The sequence below is a fragment of the Cellvibrio sp. KY-GH-1 genome, from assembly GCF_008806975.1.
Taxonomy (GTDB): domain Bacteria; phylum Pseudomonadota; class Gammaproteobacteria; order Pseudomonadales; family Cellvibrionaceae; genus Cellvibrio.
Window position 1 is genome coordinate 1,809,006 of sequence record NZ_CP031728.1, and the last position, 22,168, is coordinate 1,831,173.

Consider the following 22,168-nt stretch of genomic DNA (forward strand, 5'->3'; position numbering starts at 1 on the left):
CACTGCTTTGCAAGATTCACTAATTACGGCTCGGGTAAATCCCTTCCAACGCAATAATAAAATTCATACCCAAAAATGGATTGCGAATACCCAGAGGTTGACTGCCGCCGGGAATTGCCGCCTGACCAGTTACGGTGGCATTGAATGGCTGAAGCGTGGTGGTACCTGGGCCAGCACTATAAAGATCCACTTCAGCACCCGCCGCTGTATCGCTGGTCGTCGACAACACCAAGGTGTTCGCCGGCGTTTTCGTGGTGCCATTGGTTGCATTGACGGGTATCGCCACAGATGCAGTCGCCGTTACAGGAGCAACCATCGCTGGCACATTAGTAGAGAGCACGTTGACATTCTCCGTGCCTGCCACTTCGCCCAAAGTAATAGCACTCAGGCCAGGGCCTGCTCCTGTTCCCACCGGGACACGGCTGCGTAAATCCGGCAACGCAAATGTGGTAGTACCGTTTCCACCATAAGTGGTGCCTAAAAGCGAAAACAGCGCAGTATTGCTGGCAATTGCTAACTGCTGCCCCTGACAAAACGCCCAGCCACGCGGTGCATAAGTGCCGGCAAACATGCGAATTTCGCCAATAAACGGATCAGACATCATTTTCTCCTTAACTTGATTTTAAGATTAATTGAAGTACACCAATGATCCTTAGGTTTTAACAAGTTCGAGCAACCGCCTCAATCCCATCAAAAACAGCACAATACTCGATTGAAAATCATGCTTCCCCGTAAAAAACATTACCCAACTTTAGGCAATATTCCTCAAAACACCAATCGGTTAATTTTTATACCCATTTCCCAGGCAGAATGACTCTACTGTCAGTGTACGGAGCCATCTAGCAAGATCCCATTACGCCTTATAACAGAAGCATTTTCCAAAAAAATATTGTCAATCCCACACCAAGGTATCGTGCGTTGCCGAGGACTCTATCACCACAAACCCAAGCGATAAATACAATTTTTTCGCGCGAATGTTTTGTTGGTCAACTGCAAGACGCACCGGAACCCTGCGTTGTTCAGCTATTTTTTTAAGCGCGCGCAAAATCGCGGAACCCCATCCTTTACTACGTTCATCGCTCATCAGCGCAATGTCAATAACATGAAGGCTTGCAGTGGTACTATTGAAAATAATCTTGCCAATCGACTTACTATAACGCTCGATGATAAAAGTTTCCGCCCCGGGAAATGACGATGCATAAGAAGCTTGTTGCAGCTGAAATTGTTGTTTGATGAGAAAATCAACCTGCGACTTTGGAACAGGCATGCGGTAAAGATAGTCGCGCGTGGATGCAAACAATGCTTCGGTGAATTCACGATCCCGTAACTCCATCACGCGTAGAGTCAAACCAAAAGGCAAGGAAACATCAGTCATCATTTATAACCGCCTCACGGGGTTTAAGCGCCAGCATTAACAATTGAGTATATGACTCGTTTATTTGCAAACTAATTCTCTCCTGTTCTTCAACTGTAAAGCAATGCTGTTTTTTTATGCTGTCATCAACAAATATTTGCCCTGGAGCTTTTGAATTGAAGCGCATGCGTTCTTGTATTTTTAAAAAACCAAGTTTATCAACTACACAACCAAAAAAATTCAAGACCTCCGCCACATGCTGTGCATTTACCTGTCGATAATCAACCACCCTGGTATTAGAACTGAACGATTGCTTACCCATCGCCAATAACAGTGTACGCAGCACCTCAATTCGGCAATCGAGCATACTTAGCGCGGCTCCTTGTCCTGCATATACCGGATGTAATACACCAAGTGAAGGATCACCCGCCATATGGCGCCCCGTCGTGCGTTGGTGAGACGCGAGAATTTCCACCGGGTCGCGCACCAGAAAAATAGTAGGCACCTGTGGATACAGCCCACGAATTAACTCCCAGCGAAAAATATCCCAGGCATTCCATTTAATAATCATCTGCGGGCGCGCAGGAAAGGCCGCTGCCTGCAGATTAATAAAGATCCGCAAGGATTTTTTTTGTTCGTCCGTCGTTAATTGGTTATCCAACAGTAATTCTGTAAGCAGCGGTGATTCAGAAAAGACGCATGTGGAATCCAGCTCGGACAAACAACCGGAAATCAGGGTGGAGCCACAGCGCGATAAATGAAAAATAAATCCGGCGGGTTGCACATCCGCTATTTCTACTGCTTGCTGGCGTGCAGATTCCAATGAGGTTCGCGGCTGGAAAATTTGATTAAATAACAGTTGACTACAGCGGGAAATATATTCGTCTTGAAATGGCTCGGTCGCATGGCCAACAGGTACCAGCCAACTCACTTGCTTGCGCCTGGGTTGATAGCGATAAGGCAACCAATTTCCGGCCAGTTTTACTGAATCATCAACCGGGATTTGATTAAGGCGATTAATCTCACCCAGCAATTCCCCATCATCCAGATGCTCGCACCCCCAGAGTTGTTTAATGCGTGTGAGTAAATCACCCAGCGACTCAGCCTGCTGGCAGTTGGCGAGAGATTCTTGCGACCCTAGCAATGCACAATATTGGGAAAAATAATTATCCATGCACAACGGCCTGCTGAATTTGCGCGCGCAGCCAATCATTTACTGTGCAATCGATCACCAGATTAATCCGGTCCTCGTCACCGTGATTGTAAACTTCATGTACTTGGTCGGCATTAAAATACCAAAGCTCACCGGCTCTCATGGGAATTTTTTTGTGGTTAACGAAAAAACTCACCGCATCGCTGGTATGAATAGGCAGATGCAAACGTGCCTCGCCAAATTCGATACTTAATTCATGATCGCGATGGGGTTTAATTTCCGCACCGGCTTTTAAGCGCATCAAACGCGCGGCTTTAATAGGGCATTGCAATTGCACCAATAGCTGTTGAATTTCCGGGCACTGAACCATCACCGGTAAATTTTCCCAGTCATCCCCCTCGGCAATGGCAAAGCCTTGCAAAATTGGGTGGGCATCCAAGTGCTGGCGCTGGCAGCGCAAAGGCAACACATCCCATCCGCCGGAGTAGTCGTTTTTATTAACGTGATCAACCCAGGAATTCTGTTCACTGGAAACGAGTAACAAAGATTCAACTTCTGCCTGCAGGGCCGCAAGCGACGCAATGCTAACGAGCTTTGCAAAAGAGATCGTTGTAGAAGAAGTATTCACTGCACCAACAGGCACACTGACAAGGACGGGATCACTCATTGACGCTGACGCAGGATTTTCCATTCACAGGCTCACTGTTGAGTTGACTGGAAATCCCTGCTACCAGTGGGTGATTATAAAATCGCCATCAATAAAAATGGCAGGCCGACAAATGCCACCAGTGTAGACACTAATACCATGGCTGCAACTTCCTGCGGGTTGCGATCATAACGCAAGGCCAGCAAATAGTTGAATACTGCAATAGGCATGGCCGATTGCAATAACACCACATTACGCGATACGCCGGTTAAGCCCATCAACTCACATACAATAAACCCGAGCAACAAACCACCACCAACGCGCACCAGGCTAAAAAACAAACTGCGCTTCCAGAAATGTATTTTTAAGGTCGCGAGCGAAACGCCTAATGCAATCGTCATTAACGGAATCGCAATACCGCCGAGTAAATCCAGCGTATTACTAATCCAGCGCGGTAATTCAGTTCCGGTTACTAGCAATAACACAGCAATAACCATGGAGTGAATAACCGGTTGTCTGGCGATAGACTCCATCCGTTTTAAAATACCACCTTCGCTGGTGGTGACAATCAATAGGCCTACCGTAAAAGTGGCAATCATCATCACCATAAATGAACCTAATGCGAGCGCGAGACCGGTTTGCCCGTAAGCAAACATACACAGCGGCAACCCCATGTTGCCATTATTGGGAAATACCAAGGGTGGCAAATAGGTGGCAATTTCCAGCTTCATCCAACGCAGCAACGCCCAACCAAACAACCCCATGGCAGTCATAATAATCGCCGTAGCAAGCGCGACCTGCCCCATCACCTCCGGCTGCACTTTTACTTTCGCCATTACACTGATGATCAAACAGGGCGTACCAATGTTCATCACAATGCGCGAAATAAAATCCGATGGAAAATCGGTGCCGGTTTTACCCCAGATAAAACCGGCACCGACCGAAATAACAATAGGGGCGAGAATCGCGAGCAGTTCGCTCAACATACAAAATCCAACCATCAATTACTGAAGTCGCGCATCTTACCGACAAGCGGCCAACGGAAGATAGCTGACGCCGATGGACTTGGGTATGCTGCTCCTGTTAATTCCACGAATTCCCGATTATGCAAAACTCGTTGTTTGGCGAAGCCGAATCGCCCAACGCAAAACCCGCGCGCAAATCCAGCCGCGACATAGCGCCAATTGCAGCGGACCCTGAATGGGTTGCACTTGCTGCCGCCCTACCCGCTCACCTGCGCCTGGGTACTTCGTCATGGAATTATCCGGGATGGAACGGCTTGATGTGGGACGGCGAATATTCAGAAACCAATTTATCGCGCTATGGTTTAACAGCCTATTCCAAACACCCGCTCATGCGCACGGTGAGTATTGATCGCAGTTTTTATCGCCCGCTCAATGTTGCGCAGTTTGCACAGCACGCAGCGCAAGTGGGGCCAGACTTTCGCTTTGTAGTGAAAGCGCCCAGCTTGATTACCGATGCACTGGTGCGCGACGAATCCGGCCGAGGCATGCGCCCCAACACGCATTTTTTAAATGCCGAAGAAGCCCTACAAATGTTTGCTGAACCCGCACTGGAAGGCCTGGGCCAAAAACTCGGTGCGCTGGTATTTCAGATCAGCCCCCTGCCCGGTGCCTGGCTGGCGCAAATGCCAAAATTGATTGATCGCTTACACAATTTATTACGTGCAATTCCCAATTTAAAACATAGCGCGCCCGATGGCGTCATCGCCGTGGAGGTGCGCGACCCACAATGGTTAACTCCACAATTGGTAAACGCACTGCGCGATACCGGAGCTACCTACTGCATGGGCCTGCACGCCAAAATGCCGCCTATCACCGAACAACTTCCTATTCTGCGCGCGCTCTGGCCCGGGCCCTTGGTATGCCGCTGGAATTTAAACCCGATTCACGGTGCATTCGGTTATGAAGATGCACGCGATGCCTATGAACCCTACGACAAAATGATCGATCCCGATCCGGAAACGCGAGCCGCGTTAGTGCGCGTAATAACAGGTACTGCCGGTGCTGGGCAAAATGTTTTTATCACACTCAGTAATAAGGCGGAGGGATCAGCACCGCTGTCAGTGCTTGAGTTGGCAAGAGCAATCAGGTTGAATACTCTAGTCAACGGCAATATGTAAATTGAATCACGAAGTCTGTACAGCATGTATAATTCACTCAAGCCACTGTAGAAATGATGGGAAATCTATGAACATCCAGTCACTTAGCGTATCGGAGCGAATTTTACTCGCAGAGCAATTATGGGACAGCGTCAGGACACACAGCAATGATATTCAACTATCAGAGGAGCTCGTTAAATTATTGGATAGCCGGCTGGCGGAGTTGGCATCTGATGGGGATTTGGGAGACACATGGGAAAATGTAAAAGGTAGAATTGCGGAAAAATAGTATGGATTATCAAATTTCAGTAAGGAAAAAAGCTGAAGCAGATATTTTAGAAGCATTTGAGTATTACGAATCTTGCCGAAAAAATCTGGGGCACGATTTCCTGAGCCTGTAAAAAATTCTGTGTAACTGCCAGCTCAACGATAATCCATCAATCGCTCATCAAACACAATCATAAAATGATTGAGCGCTGCTCTCCAATTGCGAATGGGCATAGTCCATTTTTTGGAGGCATCCTGGATTGCCAAGAAAATCACTTTCTTGGCTGATTCATCCGTTGGAAATAATTTGCGCTTTTTGATTGCCTGACGGATTACGCTATTCAGCGATTCAATCGCGTTGGTGGTGTAAATTGCGCGACGAATGTCTTCAGGGTAAGCAAACAAGGTGCGTATATTTTCCCAATGGGTATGCCAGCAGCGACTAATTTGCGGGTACTTTTCATCCCAGCGCGCACCGAGCTGCGCGAGCGCCAGCAGTGCCTCTTCTTCAGTGATGGATTGGTAAATTCGCTTCAGGTCTGCCGTAACGGCTTTGTAGTCCCTCCACGGCACGTATTTCACTGAGTTGCGTACCATGTGTACGATGCACAGTTGAATCTGCGTTTCGGGAAAGGCCGCGTTAATCGCCTCCGGAAACCCTTTTAGCCCGTCAACGCATGCGATCAAAATGTCTCGAACACCGCGATTCTGTAGCTCCGTCAGCACGCCCAGCCAAAATTTTGAGCCTTCATTTTCCGAGAGCCACATGCCTAATAATTCTTTCTGGCCCTCCATGGTAACGCCCAATGCAAGGTAAATGGATTTGTTGATAACCTGCTTATCCTGGCGAATCTTTACCACGATGCAGTCGAGATAAACAATAGGATAAACCGAATCCAGCGGGCGCGATTGCCATTCGACGACCTGCTCAATAACAGCATCTGTCACTTTGGAAATAAGAGTAGCAGAGACGTCTGCACCATACATGTCCTTGAAAGTGGCTACGATTTCGCGGGTGGTCATGCCCTTGGCGTAGAGGCTTAGTATTTTGTCATCCATCGACGTAAAGCGGGTTTGGTGTTTCTTCACCAACTGCGGCTCAAAGCTGCCTTCGCGATCACGCGGCGTTTTGAGCTCCATCTCACCGTCTTCCGTTTTCAGGGTTTTGGTGGTGTAGCCGTTGCGGCTATTGGCAGCACCTGATTTTTGGTGTTTCTCGTAGCCAAGATGGGCATCAAGTTCACCGTTGAGAGCTGCCTCAACGGTGATTTTGGTGAGCATTTGACTGAAGTCGCTCAGGTCTTTCTCAGTCTTCATGTGCTTTGCTGCTTCGCGCGCAAAGGCTTCAAGGTCTTTTTTGTTCATACTGTTTATCCTGCCTATATGAGGTTAATGATAAACAGTTACACAGATTTATTTACAGTCTCGATTTCCTGCTCTGCCTCGAAGAGGGGCTGAATAAAATTCGACGCAACCCCAAATCTATAAAGAGGTTCACCAACAAATCAGACGCCTTTTTATCCATCGTTATCCCTACGGGATTTACTATGTAATTATTCAGTCAACACTCGTGGTAATTGGTGTTATCCATGCCCGCCAATGCCCAAAGCATTGGAAAATGCGAAAGTAACCTGACCATTTCCATCAAAACAAACTCTTCGCCACCACACGAATTTCCTGAACATTAGTCATCACTAAATCCAAACCTCCAGCGATCATTTTATTCGCGGGCTCTTCCAGTTTTTTATAGGCGGTGATTTCCTGCAATGGCGGCAAATCGGTTTTGGAATGACTCAATTTGAGGGAGTGATACAAGCCCAAATTGATAATATCGCTGAGGTTAACCGAGCCTGGACTCTCTTCTTTCCAGTGACCGATTTCCTGTACGACTTTCACGTATTGCTCATCCACCTGCCATTGTTTCAGCGTGATAACACCGAGCGATTTCGCATATTCGCGGCACAGCGCCACATAGGTGGGAATGTCCGGTGTCTCTTCACTATTTTTAAATGCTGAGAGCACGGCCAAAGTTCCTACTTCACTTAAGAGCGCCGCCATAAGGACGTTATCAGGTAACACGTTGCGAATATGAACCTGCTTGGCAATATAGGTACTCAAGCTCGCCTTGAGCGCCAGGCGCCGCCAGGCTTCCATAAACAAACGTTTGTGTTTTACCGAATGCACCGAAAATAAACTTTTGATGGAATGCACCATGGTTATGCGCTCCACCTGATTCATTCCCAACAAACGAATTACATCCAATAAGTTTTGCGGCGGAGTCTGGCTACCCACCAAGGGGCTGGACGCATATTTGAGCAACACCGCCGAGAGCGCCGGGTCTTTCGCCAGGAGTTTGCTCAACTCCACCATAGACAAGTCTTGCTGCCCCATCGCCTTGCGAATTTCAAACGTAATACTCGGCAGACTCGGTAGCTGTTCGCTCCCGCTTAGCAGGTTATTAATCACACTGCGGTAAACTGAATAATCGGTTTGCACCGGTTGTTCGCTGGATTCCATATATCTCAACAACTATCAATTTATAAGATTGCCCAAGCGTAGCAGATTTAACTGCCGCGGTAATAAATGGAACGACAGAAACTCGCACTTATCAAAGTTGGATATTGCTTGAGCAATTCATCAAACCGTAATCCCCCTGTTACCAAATCTTCAAAAATCTGTCGTCTGAATGACATATAGCGTCGCTTTAATCGTTGCCATTCCTACTCAACCAAAACCACAGGAAGCAACCAATGAGTGACCATACCCTTTACGAAATCGACAATTCAGGTATTGAGCCTATGTCGAATACCTCCAGCAACCCAACCTTTGGTGAAATACTGACCCAGCGTCGCCAATTCCTGAAAGGAAGCCTGAGCACAGCGGTCGCTGCATTTATGGGTACCAGCCTGGTTGCCTGTGGTGGAGATGACGATAAAAAAGCCAATTCCCCAGCGCCATCGTCCTCCAGTGCCAGCAGCGCCCCGGCCTCAAGCAGCTCGGCGGCGTCTTCTTCGGCAGCACCTTTACTGGGCTTCACCGCCATCGCTACCAGCCGCGCCGATGCGATCACTGTTCCTAGCGGTTACACCGCTGTGTCTTTCGTACCTTGGGGCACCCCTCTGACTGGCACCATGCCTGCCTACAAGCCTGATGGATCCAACTCAGGTGCTGACCAGGAACAACAAGTCGGCGCGCACCACGACGGCGTTTACTTTTTTCCGATGGACGCAAAAACCACCGGCACCAATTCCAGTGAAGGATTGCTGGTGATGAACCACGAATACATCGACCCTGCGTTGATCCACACCAATGGTCAAACCCTGGGCGCAACTCGCCCGGCCGATGAAGTGCGCAAAGAAATTGCCGCTCACGGCGTGAGTGTTATTCATATCCGCAAAAACGGCAGCAATTGGGGCGTGGTATCCAACAGCCCGTTCAACCGTCGCATCACCGGTGCAACGCCGATGGATATCCGTGGCCCCGCGTCCGGCAATGCAAAACTTGCTACCAAATACAGCCCCAATGGCACCAGCACCCGCGGCACCCTTAACAACTGTGGAATGGGAGCCACCCCTTGGCATACTTATTTGGCAGCCGAAGAGAACTGGGCTGGCTACTTCATGAACAAAGATGCCTCCCAGCCACGCGAACACAAACGTTACGGGGTAGGCACTAAAAACGGCCGCTACTACTGGGAAGTGGCTGACTCTGCCGCCGATGAATATGTACGCTTTGATGCATCCACCAAAGGTGCCACGGCGATGGATGACTATCGCAATGAGCCAAATACGTTTGGTTGGATGGTGGAGATTGACCCCTTCGATCCGGAAGGTCGCCCACAAAAGCGCACCGCTCTGGGTCGCTTTGGCCATGAAGGCGTGATCTTTGCCCCGGCCGTTGAAGGCAAGCCCGTGGTCTGTTACTCAGGCGATGACTCCCAAAACGAATACATCTACAAGTTTGTTTCTGCCGAACCTTTCTACAAAGCCACCGCGGGCGGCTGGTTGTTAAACACCGGCGTTCTCTATGTGGCTAAATTCAATGCCGATGGCACTGGCGAGTGGTTGCCATTGGATATCACCAACAGCGCGTTTACTGCGAAGGCCGCCGCCGCTGGCGTAAGCTTCGCCAGTCAGGCTGATCTGCTGATCAATACCCGTACCGCAGCAGATTTGATGGGCGCCACCAAAATGGATCGCCCGGAATGGGGCGCAGTACATCCAGCAACTGGCGAGGTGTATTTCACCCTTACCAACAACACCAGCCGTACCGAAGCGCAAATCGATGCGCCCAACCCACGCGCTAACAACACCACTGGTCACATCATTCGCTGGCGCGAAGATGCCGACAAAACCACTTTCAAGTGGGACATCTTCCTGCTGGGTGGCGATGTAGGCACCAAAACCGGAACTGACGACAAAGCCGTAACCTTGACTGCTGACAACCACTTCGCCAGCCCCGATGGATTGTTGATTGATACCCGCGGCGTAGCCTGGATTCAAACCGACATGAGTGGCAGCCAGCAAGCGAGTGGCCCCTTCGGAAACAACCAGATGCTGGCAGCGGACCCGGTAACCAAGCAGGTGAAACGCTTCTTCGTCGGCCCGGTAGACGCCGAAGTCACCGGTGTAACCCTGACCCCGGATTTGAAAACCATGTTCGTCAACATCCAACACCCGGGCGACCGCTCTACCCCCACAGCGTTTACCAGTAATTGGCCCGATGGCGGTAGTGCACGCCCACGTTCTGCCACGGTAATTGTGACCAAAAACGATGGTGGTCTGATCGGTAGTTAAACGCCTGATGGCTAATGCCTGTGGCACTTAAGTTATGACACTAACTATTAACAGGATGTTAATCAGTCTGTAACTCACCCATATCATCATAACAATGCAGGGAACGTAATAGCCGCAAGGAGGCAAACAAGGAGGTTGTGCAAGATCTCATCAAAGGGGGCCTTAGGGCCCCTTTTTTCATGGCTTGTTTTACTACTAAAAACACCACTGCGATTTTTACCGATAATTCACATCTTTCTGATAAAAAACAAACTCGTCACTCACCACTCCACCCAACCGCTGGGATAGACTGCAAGCGCAACGCTTCGCGTCACTGCGCCTCGTAGAATTCACCTGGACGCAACAGGTCCCGGGGCAACAACCAATAACACTATTAATAACAAACACTATTAATAACAAACACTATTAATAACAAACACTATTAATAACAAACACTATTAATAACAAACACTATTAATAACAAAAGGTACAACATGAAACGACTACTTCTTGGTCTGGCGATCCTGACAACGCCTGCTCTGGTTTCTGCTCAAACCATCCCGGCTCCCTCCACTGAAGCACTCTTGCAAATGTCCAATGAGTTTCAGCAAGAGCTAACGAGCCACATCCTGCCTTTTTGGCAAAAGAACCTGCCCAACCCAACGAATAACGGGTTTTATGGCACGCTAGATGACAAAGGGACCGCAACCCCCAACGCGATTCGCAGCCTGACCCTCACGAGCGAAATACTCTGGGCCTTCTCCGCGGCTGATGCGGAAATATCCAGTGCGGATTATAAAAAGCTTACCGACTACGCCTTTGCCGATCTGGAAAAAAACTTTCTGGATACGAAACACGGTGGTGTTTATTGGTCGATAGATAGCAGCGGTAAACCTGCCCAAAACCACAAACAAATCTACGCCCAAGGCCTCGCGCTGCTCGCCTTTGGTGAATACGCGCGCACTCACAAGCCTGCGCTGGAACAAGCCAAAGCGCTCTACCAGCTGTTGGAAAAGCACGCGCACGACAAAACTCAGGGTGGCTATGTGCAAACCTTGAATCAGGATTGGAGTCAGGGCAAAGCACCCGATAGTTTGAATACCGGCGCGGAAAAGACCCTGCACACCCAGCTGGTGGTGCTGCAAGCCTACAGCCGTCTGTTAGCGCTCTGGCCGGACACCGAGCTAAAGAAAAACCACCGGGCGTTAATAGACTTACTGCAAAATAAACTGTTCGACCGCAAATCCGGGCATTTTGGGCTCAACTTCGACGGCGACTGGAAACCCAAGAACGATGCCTACAACAATGGGCTGGATCAGGAAACCGCTTGGTCACTGGTAGTTGCCGCCAAGGTGCAGGATGACGACGAATTGATCCAACAAACCGAACAGTTTGCCCTTAAAGTTGCGACTAACGGCCTTATGGCGCTGGATGGCACCGGCGGTATCGTCAATAACCCCAAAGACACCAACAAAGACTGGTGGGCACAGGGTGAGGCGTTGGTTTCCTTCCTCGGCGCCTATCAAATCAGTGGCGACATGCAATTCTTCATGGGCGCCATGCGCAACTGGGGTTTTATCAAGGCGCACCTTGTTCACCCGCAAGGTGATTGGTACTGGGGCACTGATGCGGCCGGCAAACAGCGCATAGAACCGCGCGCCAACCTAATAAAAGGTCCACTCCACAATAGCCGCGCGATGCTGGAAGCAACCTATCGCTTGCAACTACTCGGCGCCCTGAACAAGCCCGCACATCAATAATTGGGGTATGAATGTGCAAGGATGCATCCAACCTATTGGCAAAGCTTGCCAATCCATGCCATATTTTTGATCACCCTTAATCGGAAACAGAAACTATGAGCACCCTAAATATCTCCATTACCGACGATATGCGGAAATGGGTAGATCAACAAATCGCCAGTGGCAGATATGCCAATGCCAGTGACTATATTCGGGACCTAATACGTACGAACCAATCAACCACAGATGCAATTCGCCTGGCTTTGATCGAGGGAGAACAAAGCGGCACTTCATCACTTACCCTTGAAGACATCATAGAAATGGAATTCCCTTCTCGTGAAGACATACAAACTCTCAAATAGAGCAGTAAAAGATTTTATTTCTATCAGTCAATATTCCCGAATTACATTTGGTGAATCACAAACCAAAGCTTATCTAACCGGGCTAAATGAAATCCTTCTTCAACTGAGCGAAAATCCACAACTTGGACAGAATGTTCCAGATATACGCCCGCACTACCGGCGTTACTTATTTCAAAAGCACGCGATCTACTTCTATGAAATAGACTCTGGAATTCAGATTGTGCGTGTTCTTCATCAACAGATGAAAATCAGTCTTCACATCGGCTAAACCCAAGACCGCTTGCGCGCCAATCTGCAGACGAAAAAGCCAATTTGCCGCACAAACCAGCAGACACAATATGTAGTCATATCCCGCGACTTCTACTATTAGAAAAAAATCTAAATACCTCGAAAAAATGTCATGAATGGAATGACCGGGCGCAGACGCTGATTTTCCCGTGTTTGGCGCATCAATCACGGCGTTTCCCCCAGTTTTTCCCGCGCTCACGCACATCTTATCCACAGGTTGCCAAGCTTGCATTAAACCCTCAACCGCATTATCTTGTAGCACATTCACGATTTACCCCTAGATATAGGTGTTGCCCGGGTAAAAACCCAAGGCAAGCGCTAGACTTGAAAGCGTAAATCGTCAAGTAATTTTTTGATCCCATTGAACGCAATTTTGACGCCATTCACAGGTTCACTCACCTGATTCGGCATAAGTTGTGGCGATTTCCAATGACGGCAAGGTTGGAAGGCATCAGTAGTATGGGCACCAGGGCGTATTTGTCTGACCACAATATCTAGTGGTCGACAAAAACCCAAAAAGGCTGTGTTCTGCACTGATTTTAATAATGGCACTTGTGGTAATGGCGTTGCCAAACACAGCAGTTCCAGATGGGTCAATGTTTTACCAAATTAATTATCCAAGCTTATCAACCGGGAAGACCTCACGCGGGAGACGTCTATGCATACTGACATTGAACAAACCACCGGCACGACCAACGTCCAACACGATATTCACGGCGGCTCAGCCAACCTCACGGCCACAGCACCCGGGCAGCTGCGCGTTATCAAGCGCAATGGAACGGTGGTTCCCTTCGATGCCAGCAAAATTGCCATCGCCATGACTAAAGCCTTTTTAGCAGTAGAAGGTGGCAAAGCCGCTGCCTCTACCCGCGTGCGCGAAATGGTAGAAAGCCTCACCCAACAAATTACCGCCACCTTCAAGCGCCGTATGCCTTCGGGCGGCACCATCCATATTGAAGAGATCCAGGATCAGGTTGAGCTGATTCTGATGCGCTCCGGCGAACAAAAAGTCGCCCGCGACTACGTGCTCTACCGCGAAGAGCACGCTCGCCTGCGCGCCCAAAAACAAGCTACTCAAGAACCGGACCCGGATTACCCAAGCCTGAACGTAGTGCTGGAAAACGGCACCCGCGCGCCGCTGAATATCGCCCGTATGCGCACCATCGTGCACGAAGCCTGTGCTGGCCTGGCGGGCGTGGAAGAGAAAGCGATCCTCGATGAAGCCATGCGCAACCTCTACGACGGTGTGGCCGAGAAAGACGTGAACACCTCACTGGTGATTACCGCGCGCACCCTGGTAGAAAAAGAGCCTAACTACTCTTTCGTCACCGCGCGTTTGCTGATGGACAAGCTGCGCGCCGAAGCCCTGAGTTTCTTCGGTATTGCCGACTCCGCTACGCAAGCGGATATGGAAACCCTATACGCCAAGACCCTGCCGGTTTACCTGAAAAAAGGGGTAGAACTGGAGTTGGTGTCTCCGGAATTGCTGGAATTTGATTTGGATAAGCTGGGCAAGGCACTGATCGCCGAGCGCGATCTGCAATTTACCTACCTCGGCCTGCAAACCCTGTACGACCGCTATTTCATCCACAGCAACAACACCCGCATTGAATTACCGCAAATTTTCTTCATGCGTGTGGCTATGGGTCTGGCGATTCAGGAAGAGCAAAAAGAAGAGCGCGCGATTGAATTCTATCGCCTGCTCTCTTCTTTCGATTACATGAGTTCTACCCCAACCCTGTTCAACTCCGGCACCCTGCGGCCGCAGTTGTCCTCTTGCTACCTGACCACCGTACCCGACGATCTGCACGGTATTTACGGCGCAATGCAAGACAACGCCATGCTGAGCAAATTCGCCGGCGGCTTGGGTAACGACTGGACTCCCGTGCGCGCACTGGGCGCTTACATCAAAGGCACCAACGGCAAATCACAAGGCGTGGTTCCCTTCTTGAAAGTGGCTAACGACACCGCAGTAGCCGTTAACCAGGGCGGCAAGCGCAAAGGCGCAGTCTGTGCGTATCTGGAAACCTGGCATATGGACGTTGAAGAATTCCTTGAGCTGCGTAAAAACACCGGTGATGACCGTCGCCGTACGCACGATATGAATACCGCTAACTGGGTACCAGACCTGTTTATGAAGCGCGTGTTTGACGATAAAGAGTGGACCCTGTTCTCGCCCAACGATGTGCCCGATCTGCACGACCTTTACGGCAAAGCCTTCGAAGAACGCTATGAGCACTACGAGCAATTGGCTGCCCAAGGCAAGATCAGAGTTTTCAAAACCGTGCGTGCACTGGATTTGTGGCGCAAAATGCTGGGCATGCTGTTTGAAACCGGCCACCCATGGATCACCTTTAAAGACCCATGCAACCTGCGCAGCCCGCAGCAACATGTGGGTGTAGTGCACTCGTCCAACCTGTGTACTGAAATCACGCTGAACACCAAAGCCAACGACGAAATCGCCGTGTGTAACCTGGGTTCTGTGAACCTGGCGCAACACATTGTGGATGGCAAACTCGACCTGGCCAAGCTTGAAAAAACAGTGACCACCGCAATCCGCATGCTGGATAACGTGATCGACATTAACTACTACGCTGTTGCGACATCCAAGCAGTCCAACCTGCGTCACCGTCCCATCGGTTTGGGCATCATGGGCTTCCAGGACGCACTCTACGAACAACGCATCGCCTACAGCTCGCAACAAGCCGTAGACTTCGCCGATACCTCGATGGAAGCAGTGAGCTACTACGCAATTAAGGCTTCCTGCGAACTGGCACAAGAGCGCGGCAAGTATTCAACATTTGAAGGCTCACTGTGGAGCAAAGGCACATTGCCTATCGACTCGATTGAAATCCTCGCGCAAAACCGTGGCGAGAATTACATCAAAGTGGATCGCAGCAAAACCTTCGATTGGGACACACTGCGCGCCCAAGTTAAACAAGGTATGCGCAACTCCAACGTGATGGCGATTGCACCAACAGCAACCATTTCCAACATCACTGGCGTAACCCAATCGATTGAGCCGACTTACCAAAACCTATACGTGAAATCCAACCTGTCCGGCGAATTCACCGTAGTTAACCCACACTTGGTGCACGATTTGAAAGCGCGTGGCCTGTGGGATGCGGTAATGGTTAACGATTTGAAATATTACGAAGGTTCACTGCAAAAAATTGATCGCATTCCCGCTGATTTGAAAGCGATTTACGCCACTGCATTTGAAGTGGAACCACGCTGGATTGTAGAAGCCGCCAGCCGCCGTCAAAAGTGGATCGATCAGGCACAAAGCTTGAACCTCTACATCGCTGGCGCTAACGGTAAAAAATTAGATATCACCTATCGCATGGCTTGGTACAGCGGTTTGAAAACCACTTACTACCTGCGCGCATTGGCAGCAACTACCACTGAAAAATCCACCATTAACACCGGTGCATTGAACGCGGTATCGGCAAGTGGTGCTGGCGGTTTATCAGCAGCACCTGCTGCGGCAAAACCAGCCGTATCAGAAATTGAAGAAGCGAGCTTTGCCGAAGCAGCACCCGTGCCGCTGGCCTGCTCGATCGACAATCCAGATTGCGAAGCTTGCCAGTGATTTAAATCCCCCCCTGCCCCCTTTTTCAAAGGGGGGTGGAAGTCCCTCCCTTTGAAAAAGGGAGGTTAGGAGGGATTCGCTTTTGGCTTCTTTTGAAAAAGAGTGCAAATAAACAACCAAACACGTAGGGGTGCCGCTCGCCGCGCCCAACAAAGAAAACGAGGATCACCATGTTAAGTTGGGATGATTTCGACAGCGAAGAAGCTGCAAAAGAAACCGCTCGCCAGGAAGCAATTAGCGCAAATTTAACCAAGCCTGCGGCACCGGCTGCCGGCCAGGCGCAACCTGCACAAGTCGCGCAAGCGCAAGCCACGGCTTCAGCGGCTGCTGCTGTCGTTAACACCAACTTTGCCGAAGCCGCCAAAGAAGACGGCATTAGCGCAGAATTATCCCAAGCGCGCGCTGCCCTCGCCTCTTTAGACCCGGCACCGGGCTTGGAAGAATTGGAAATGGGCGCTGCCCGTATTCAGGTAGATGACAAGCGCATGATCAACTGCCGCGCTGACCTCAACCAATTGGTTCCGTTCAAATACGATTGGGCATGGCAAAAATATCTGGACGGTTGCGCCAACCACTGGATGCCGCAAGAAGTTAACATGACCGCCGACATCGCCCTGTGGAAAGGCAAAGACGGCCTGACCGAAGACGAGCGCCGCGTGGTTATGCGCAGCCTGGGTTATTTCTCTACCGCCGACTCACTGGTTGCCAACAATCTGGTACTGGCGATTTACCGTTTGATCACCAACCCCGAGTGCCGCCAATACATTTTGCGTCAGGCATTTGAAGAGGCGATTCACACTCACGCTTACCAATACTGTATCGAATCGCTCGGCATGGACGAAGGCGAAGTCTTCAACATGTACCGCGAACTGCCCTCAGTTGCTAACAAAGCCGCGTGGAGTTTGAAAAACACCCATTCAATTTCCAACCCGACTTTCCAAACCGGCACGCCGGAAACCGATCAGGAATTGCTGCGCAATTTGGTGGCTTACTACGTAGTGACTGAAGGTATTTTCTTCTACTGTGGTTTCACCCAAATCCTGAGCATGGGCCGCCGCAACAAAATGACCGGTGTTGCCGAGCAATTCCAATACATCCTGCGCGATGAATCCATGCATTTGAATTTTGGTATCGACATCATCAACCAAATCAAACTGGAAAACCCGCACTTGTGGACTGCTGAATTCCAACAAGAAGTTATCCAAATGATCCTGCAAGGCACCGAATTGGAAATCCAATACGCGCGCGACTCCATGCCCCGCGGCATCCTCGGCATGAACGCCGCCATGATGGAAGAATACCTCCACTTCATCGCCAACCGCCGCTGCGCCCAACTCGGCCTGAAAGAACAATTCGCCGGCGCACAGAATCCATTCCCATGGATGAGCGAAATTATGGACTTGCGTAAGGAGAAGAATTTCTTTGAGACAAGAGTGATTGAGTATCAGACTGGTGGGGCGCTTTCTTGGGATTAAAATTTATTTAATTCAAGCGTAGGTTGGTGCTGAGCGCAGCGATGCCCAACAAACCATTACGAACGGATTACATATTCCGGAGCGAATAAACCTGAACCGCTATTGAGTTTTGTCAGAGAGTTTTCTGGTGGGGCTTGGTAGCGGTTTTTTACTTTGACGAACGACATGATAAATCAAATCGAATTAAAAAAAATCTACTCGCAATATGGTTTTGAGGAACAGCCTTCAGGTGCAGAAGGGGTATATGTATACACCCTGCATTCAGGTCATTTTCATAACGCCGATATCGTTCCAATAAAAAAGGATGCAAATGAAGAATCAGTATTCAAACAATACAAGGAAGCTGGTTATGCTTGCAAAATCAGAAAATATTCTTCGCTTGAAGAAGTTGAATCAGCTCTATTCAAAGGTTTTTTTACAGTTGAAAGCACCAAACAACGATTAATGCGGGAATACGAAAAATTCACATCCTCAATTATCGCCGCCTACCCAAACAACGCAACATACTCATATATTAAGTCAGGCTATTACATAGAAAAATCACCAGGCGAAAAGGACGTAATAACCGAAGTAATTTCAAAATTAGAAGAGAAAAAACCAACTCTATTTCTCATAGAGGCAGCAGCAGGATTTGGGAAAACCTGCACCGCCTTTGAAATACTTAAGTCCATACTAAATAGATACGATTCAAAAATTCCTCTTTTTACAGAGTTAGCAAGAAATAGAGGAGCCAAAATATTTCGCTATGTTTTACTTGATGAAATTGATCGCTCATTCCCTTCATTGAGCTCCAAACTTGTACGCACCGAAATCCAAAATGGAAACGTCCCCGTCATACTTGATGGATTTGACGAACTTCTACACAGAAGGGACGACGGAGAAACATATGAAAACGCAGAACCAATGCTTGAAACCATTGGAGAACTACTTTCAAAAAATGCAAAAGTAATTCTCACCACAAGAAGAACAGCCATTTTTGATGGCGATGAGTTCCATGAATGGATCGAAAGTCACGGAGATGACTTCGAAATCGTCCGAATAAGAATCAATGAACCAACAGTAACAGAATGGCTCCCGCAAAATAGGCTAATGCTGCTGCATGAAAAAGAATTCCCTATTGAAACACTGTCAAATCCAGTTCTACTCTCTTACCTTAGATTCATAGATGAAGATGCATTCGACAACGCAATTAACGATCCAGACAGCATAGTAGAAAAATATTTCACAACCATGTTTGAAAGAGAACAAATACGCCAAGACATCCATTTGAAGCCGTCCGAACAATATCAGATACTGAAAAGCATTGCGAAAGATATGACAGAAAAAAACTATACAGCAGAATCGAGAGAGTATTTATCTGGAGTAATTCAAAACAATCACCTGGCTGTATTAGAAGAATCAAGAAAAACATATATAGCAGAACAGCGCCCTACAATTGATGAGCTGCTAAACAAACTGACTGGTCACGCCCTATTGGATCGCGAGTCAGACGAAAAGCAAGGCATTGGATTTGTAAATGATTTTGTATTAGGAAACTTCTGCGCCGACACAATATTAGAAGACACATCAGGAGAGTGGATAGGAGACTTACGTTTTATAGAGCCCTCTATTCTTGCCTACAACTCGAGATCCAAAAGAAAAAAATTAGATCTCTGGAACGCAATTAAATTCAGTCTTGAATTTGCAGAAGCGTCCGAAAAAATAGAAAGCGCAATAAAACTAACAGATGAAATAAACATAGAAATTAAAAATGAAACCATTAGCGATATTTCTATTTCAAATATAGCAATTGCTAAAAATCACAAAATAGAAAACACAACGTTTATTAATTGCACTTTTAATAACGTGCAATTTGTTGAGTCAAACATACAATCAGTGAATTTTGTCGGGTGCAGTTTTTTCAATTGCGAATCGCACGAAACAACAGATGATAGAAAATTCTACTTCTCAGGCTGCCAAGACAATAATGAATTCATAAAATTAACACCAGAAGAAAACAAACTTGACGAAAACCATGCATTCACCGAAGAAGAAATTTACATATTAGAAAAATTTTGGCCAGTAGGCCGACAAACTTTTATAAAACACAGACCCATTAAAGGAATATGCAGCCATACAAACAAATATACACAAGAAGAAATTCTAAGAGCAATGGAGTCTTTACGAAAACAAGAAATACTTACAACACCAGTAAAGTCCAGCTTTCTGGAATTGAATATTATGAAAATTGCTGAAGTAAAAAGTGCACTAGGGAAAAACAACAATGTATAAAAGCTTAGCTGACGAAAGATTAGCGAAAGAATTACACGGACTAATCGAAAACGAAATAAATAGCATTGGACTATTGTCTCGCGTTTTTTCCAGAGTGAAAACCGCAGAATCTATTGAAAAAAAATACGATAATAACCCCGGAAAATATTCGAGAGACGGAAAAAAAATACAGGACCTCTTTGGAGCCAGAGTCGTACTGTACTTCCCCGATGATAACCTAACCGCACAAACAGCAATTAAAAGTATTTTCGAGCACGACAAAAATTCATCATCAATTGATACACCAAGCAATAATCACTTTTCTGCACAACGTTGCAACTTAGTTTTCAGACTACCAAGTGAAAAGATTAAAGAAAGTGAACTTTTACAAAAATACGATTACATCGATTCTTCTTTTGAAGTTCAATTCAGAACAATGCTATCAGAAGGCTGGCATGAAATAGACCATGACTTAAGATATAAGCATAAAGAAGACTGGAGTACACACAATGACCTTAGCAGAACGCTTAATGGTATCTATGCGTCACTAGAAACTGCAGACTGGAGCACACTTAAACTTTTCGAAGAATTAGCTTACCGTCACTACAAATCCAACGAGTGGACACAAATGATTCGAACAAAGTTCAGACTAAGAGCAGGAGGAAAACTCAACAGCTCTTCTCAAAAAATACTAGACGACAACCCCAAATTAGCTAAAGAAATATATCGAATAGAGAGAAGCGAATTAATTAAAAAAATCACATTACTTAGGAAAAAGCCGCCTATTAACATAAATAACATTTTCTATTTAAGTAACTTTTTCTTCATCAAAAATGACAATATTTCAAATTCAACACCAGAGCCATTAAAAGCGCTATTTTCTGATATCAAGTAGAGCAATTAGTGAGTAGCCTTCTGCACACAGGTTGGGCAGCAATGCCCAACCTACCCGTTTCATCAATTTTGGTTTAAGGTGCGAGAATATTTTGGAGTTTTTATGAGCGATTATTCTTTAACATCCGAAGCCGAAACCCTAATCTGCATCGAACTGCAAAACACCCTCCCCAATGCACTCGGTATTTACGCCTTCGGCAGCCGCATTCAAGGCACAGCCAACGCGCAGAGCGATTTGGACTTGGCGGTTTTGGTTGCCGGCCATGCCGACCCATTACAGCTCTTTGAAATGGCCAATCAGTTGGCCGATAAACTCGGTTACGAGGCAGACTTGCTTGACCTGCGTGCCACATCCACCGTGATGCAATATCAAGTCATCACCACTGGCAGGCGCTTGTGGGCCAAACATATACAAGCCGATTTATTCGATGTATTTGTATTAAAAGAAAAAATGGCGCTAGATGAATTGCGCGCTGAACAACTTAATGAAATCCGCGAAACGGGACGTGTTTACGGTAAATGATATTCTAATTAACAAAGTACGTAGGCTGGGCAACACACAGACAAATCAATTTTGGTTTCAATGATCGCCATTCCATGAGTAGCATGAACAAACTTTTTATCATCGGCCTACCGCGCACTGGTACTACCAGCATCAGTGTTGCGTTACTGGATTACGGCTTTAAAGTCGCGCACACGGCCTATACCAAACACGCTTTTGAGCTGGCCGATGTAATCTCCGATGCCCCCTGCTTTGCCGACTATAAACAGCTGGACGCACTATTTCCCAATTCAAAATTTGTCTATCTTGATAGGGCATTGCCCGCATGGATACCATCCATGCAAATGTTAATGAATAAAATGCTGCCGGAATTAGCCCCGAAATCAGGCTATCTCAATCCAGTACTGAAACGCTGCATCAATAAAATCTTTGCACCTTTCGATTGCGAGAACCCACTCGCCCCGCAACACCTGGAAGAATGCTATCGCACACACCAGCAAGCCGTGTTCAGTTATTTTGCACAGCGCGATGATTTCTTAGCGATCGACATTAGCAAGACTGGCAGTTTGAAACAGCTATTGGATTTTTTGAGTATAGAAGGCAGCAATACCGGCGATTTCCCCCACTTAAATGTAGGCAAGCGAGTAGATAACTGGAAGGAATTCAAACACCCTAATAAAATAAATTCAAATAGTGCAGGCGCAGAGCGGCGAAAATTTTTTGATTACTCATAACCATTAATTGTCGGA

General features: G+C 47.7%; 20 protein-coding genes. 12 read left to right on the top strand and 8 right to left on the bottom strand.

All coding sequences use genetic code 11. The features are described from left to right. Nucleotides 1–19 precede the first annotated feature (19 nt). The 5 genes from D0C16_RS07625 to D0C16_RS07645 form a co-directional block, all read right to left on the bottom strand. Nucleotides 20–601 carry a phage tail protein gene (locus D0C16_RS07625; protein ID WP_151031758.1) on the bottom strand — a complete coding sequence of 194 codons (582 nt, stop codon included), beginning with the start codon at nucleotides 599–601 and terminating at the stop codon, nucleotides 20–22. A gap of 291 nt (nucleotides 602–892) precedes the next feature. Next, nucleotides 893–1,378, bottom strand: coding sequence for a GNAT family N-acetyltransferase (locus D0C16_RS07630; protein ID WP_151031759.1), 486 nt, complete (start codon nucleotides 1,376–1,378; stop codon nucleotides 893–895). Further along, nucleotides 1,368–2,528: a sulfotransferase family protein gene (locus D0C16_RS07635; protein ID WP_151031760.1), complete on the bottom strand. Its 1,161-nt coding sequence runs from the start codon at nucleotides 2,526–2,528 to the stop codon at nucleotides 1,368–1,370. Before D0C16_RS07635 ends, D0C16_RS07630 begins: the two co-directional genes overlap by 11 nt. Then, nucleotides 2,521–3,198 carry an aspartyl/asparaginyl beta-hydroxylase domain-containing protein gene (locus D0C16_RS07640; RefSeq protein ID WP_225318945.1) on the bottom strand — a complete coding sequence of 226 codons (678 nt, stop codon included), beginning with the start codon at nucleotides 3,196–3,198 and terminating at the stop codon, nucleotides 2,521–2,523. Before D0C16_RS07640 ends, D0C16_RS07635 begins: the two co-directional genes overlap by 8 nt. Before the next feature lie 50 nt (nucleotides 3,199–3,248). Continuing rightward, nucleotides 3,249–4,139, bottom strand: a complete 891-nt coding sequence (locus D0C16_RS07645) for an AEC family transporter (RefSeq protein ID WP_151031761.1) — start codon at nucleotides 4,137–4,139, stop codon at nucleotides 3,249–3,251. 119 nt (nucleotides 4,140–4,258) lie between these two features. Between D0C16_RS07645 and D0C16_RS07650 the strand changes: the two genes are divergently transcribed. Together D0C16_RS07650 and D0C16_RS07655 are read left to right on the top strand one after the other, a co-directional pair. Further along, a complete protein-coding gene (locus tag D0C16_RS07650) occupies nucleotides 4,259–5,296 on the top strand; it encodes a DUF72 domain-containing protein (protein ID WP_151031762.1) in 1,038 nt (345 codons plus the stop codon). A gap of 67 nt (nucleotides 5,297–5,363) precedes the next feature. Then, nucleotides 5,364–5,564, top strand: coding sequence for an addiction module protein (locus D0C16_RS07655; protein ID WP_151031763.1), 201 nt, complete (start codon nucleotides 5,364–5,366; stop codon nucleotides 5,562–5,564). Nucleotides 5,565–5,698: 134 nt separating this feature from the next. Here D0C16_RS07655 and D0C16_RS07660 read toward each other — a convergent pair whose 3' ends face one another. Then, on the bottom strand, nucleotides 5,699–6,907 hold the full coding sequence (locus D0C16_RS07660; protein WP_151031701.1) for an IS256 family transposase: 1,209 nt from the start codon (nucleotides 6,905–6,907) through the stop codon (nucleotides 5,699–5,701). Between the two features lie 279 nt (nucleotides 6,908–7,186). Beyond that, nucleotides 7,187–8,059 carry an HDOD domain-containing protein gene (locus D0C16_RS07665; protein WP_225318946.1) on the bottom strand — a complete coding sequence of 291 codons (873 nt, stop codon included), beginning with the start codon at nucleotides 8,057–8,059 and terminating at the stop codon, nucleotides 7,187–7,189. 233 nt (nucleotides 8,060–8,292) lie between these two features. On the opposite strand from D0C16_RS07665, the gene D0C16_RS07670 reads away from it, so the two are divergent. The 4 genes from D0C16_RS07670 to D0C16_RS24760 all read left to right on the top strand — a co-directional run bounded on the left by D0C16_RS07670 (nucleotide 8,293) and on the right by D0C16_RS24760 (nucleotide 12,686). After that, nucleotides 8,293–10,338, top strand: coding sequence for a PhoX family phosphatase (locus D0C16_RS07670; RefSeq protein ID WP_151031765.1), 2,046 nt, complete (start codon nucleotides 8,293–8,295; stop codon nucleotides 10,336–10,338). A 473-nt stretch (nucleotides 10,339–10,811) separates the two neighbouring features. Then, nucleotides 10,812–12,077, top strand: coding sequence for an AGE family epimerase/isomerase (locus tag D0C16_RS07675; RefSeq protein ID WP_151031766.1), 1,266 nt, complete (start codon nucleotides 10,812–10,814; stop codon nucleotides 12,075–12,077). Between the two features lie 95 nt (nucleotides 12,078–12,172). Next, nucleotides 12,173–12,418, top strand: coding sequence for a type II toxin-antitoxin system ParD family antitoxin (locus D0C16_RS07680; RefSeq protein ID WP_151031767.1), 246 nt, complete (start codon nucleotides 12,173–12,175; stop codon nucleotides 12,416–12,418). After that, nucleotides 12,393–12,686, top strand: a complete 294-nt coding sequence (locus D0C16_RS24760; protein WP_151031768.1) for a type II toxin-antitoxin system RelE/ParE family toxin — start codon at nucleotides 12,393–12,395, stop codon at nucleotides 12,684–12,686. The genes D0C16_RS07680 and D0C16_RS24760 overlap by 26 nt, the downstream gene beginning before the upstream one ends. Here the strand turns inward: D0C16_RS24760 and D0C16_RS23995 are convergent. Continuing rightward, nucleotides 12,585–12,974, bottom strand: coding sequence for a hypothetical protein (locus D0C16_RS23995; RefSeq protein WP_191968749.1), 390 nt, complete (start codon nucleotides 12,972–12,974; stop codon nucleotides 12,585–12,587). The genes D0C16_RS24760 and D0C16_RS23995 overlap by 102 nt on opposite strands. 390 nt (nucleotides 12,975–13,364) lie before the next feature. Between D0C16_RS23995 and D0C16_RS07690 the strand changes: the two genes are divergently transcribed. From D0C16_RS07690 to D0C16_RS07715, 6 genes are all read left to right on the top strand, one after another. Continuing rightward, entirely contained in the window at nucleotides 13,365–16,298 is a 2,934-nt protein-coding gene (locus D0C16_RS07690) for a ribonucleoside-diphosphate reductase subunit alpha (RefSeq protein WP_151031769.1), read from the top strand. A 170-nt stretch (nucleotides 16,299–16,468) separates the two neighbouring features. Next, nucleotides 16,469–17,773, top strand: coding sequence for a ribonucleotide-diphosphate reductase subunit beta (locus tag D0C16_RS07695; RefSeq protein ID WP_151031770.1), 1,305 nt, complete (start codon nucleotides 16,469–16,471; stop codon nucleotides 17,771–17,773). 165 nt (nucleotides 17,774–17,938) lie between these two features. Beyond that, nucleotides 17,939–20,044, top strand: a complete 2,106-nt coding sequence (locus D0C16_RS07700) for an NACHT domain-containing NTPase (RefSeq protein ID WP_151031771.1) — start codon at nucleotides 17,939–17,941, stop codon at nucleotides 20,042–20,044. Next, a complete protein-coding gene (locus D0C16_RS07705) occupies nucleotides 20,037–20,918 on the top strand; it encodes a RelA/SpoT domain-containing protein (protein WP_151031772.1) in 882 nt (293 codons plus the stop codon). The genes D0C16_RS07700 and D0C16_RS07705 overlap by 8 nt, the downstream gene beginning before the upstream one ends. Before the next feature lie 102 nt (nucleotides 20,919–21,020). Further along, nucleotides 21,021–21,440, top strand: a complete 420-nt coding sequence (locus D0C16_RS07710; RefSeq protein WP_151031773.1) for a nucleotidyltransferase domain-containing protein — start codon at nucleotides 21,021–21,023, stop codon at nucleotides 21,438–21,440. An 83-nt stretch (nucleotides 21,441–21,523) separates the two neighbouring features. After that, nucleotides 21,524–22,153, top strand: coding sequence for a sulfotransferase (locus D0C16_RS07715; protein ID WP_151031774.1), 630 nt, complete (start codon nucleotides 21,524–21,526; stop codon nucleotides 22,151–22,153). Nucleotides 22,154–22,168 lie beyond the last annotated feature (15 nt).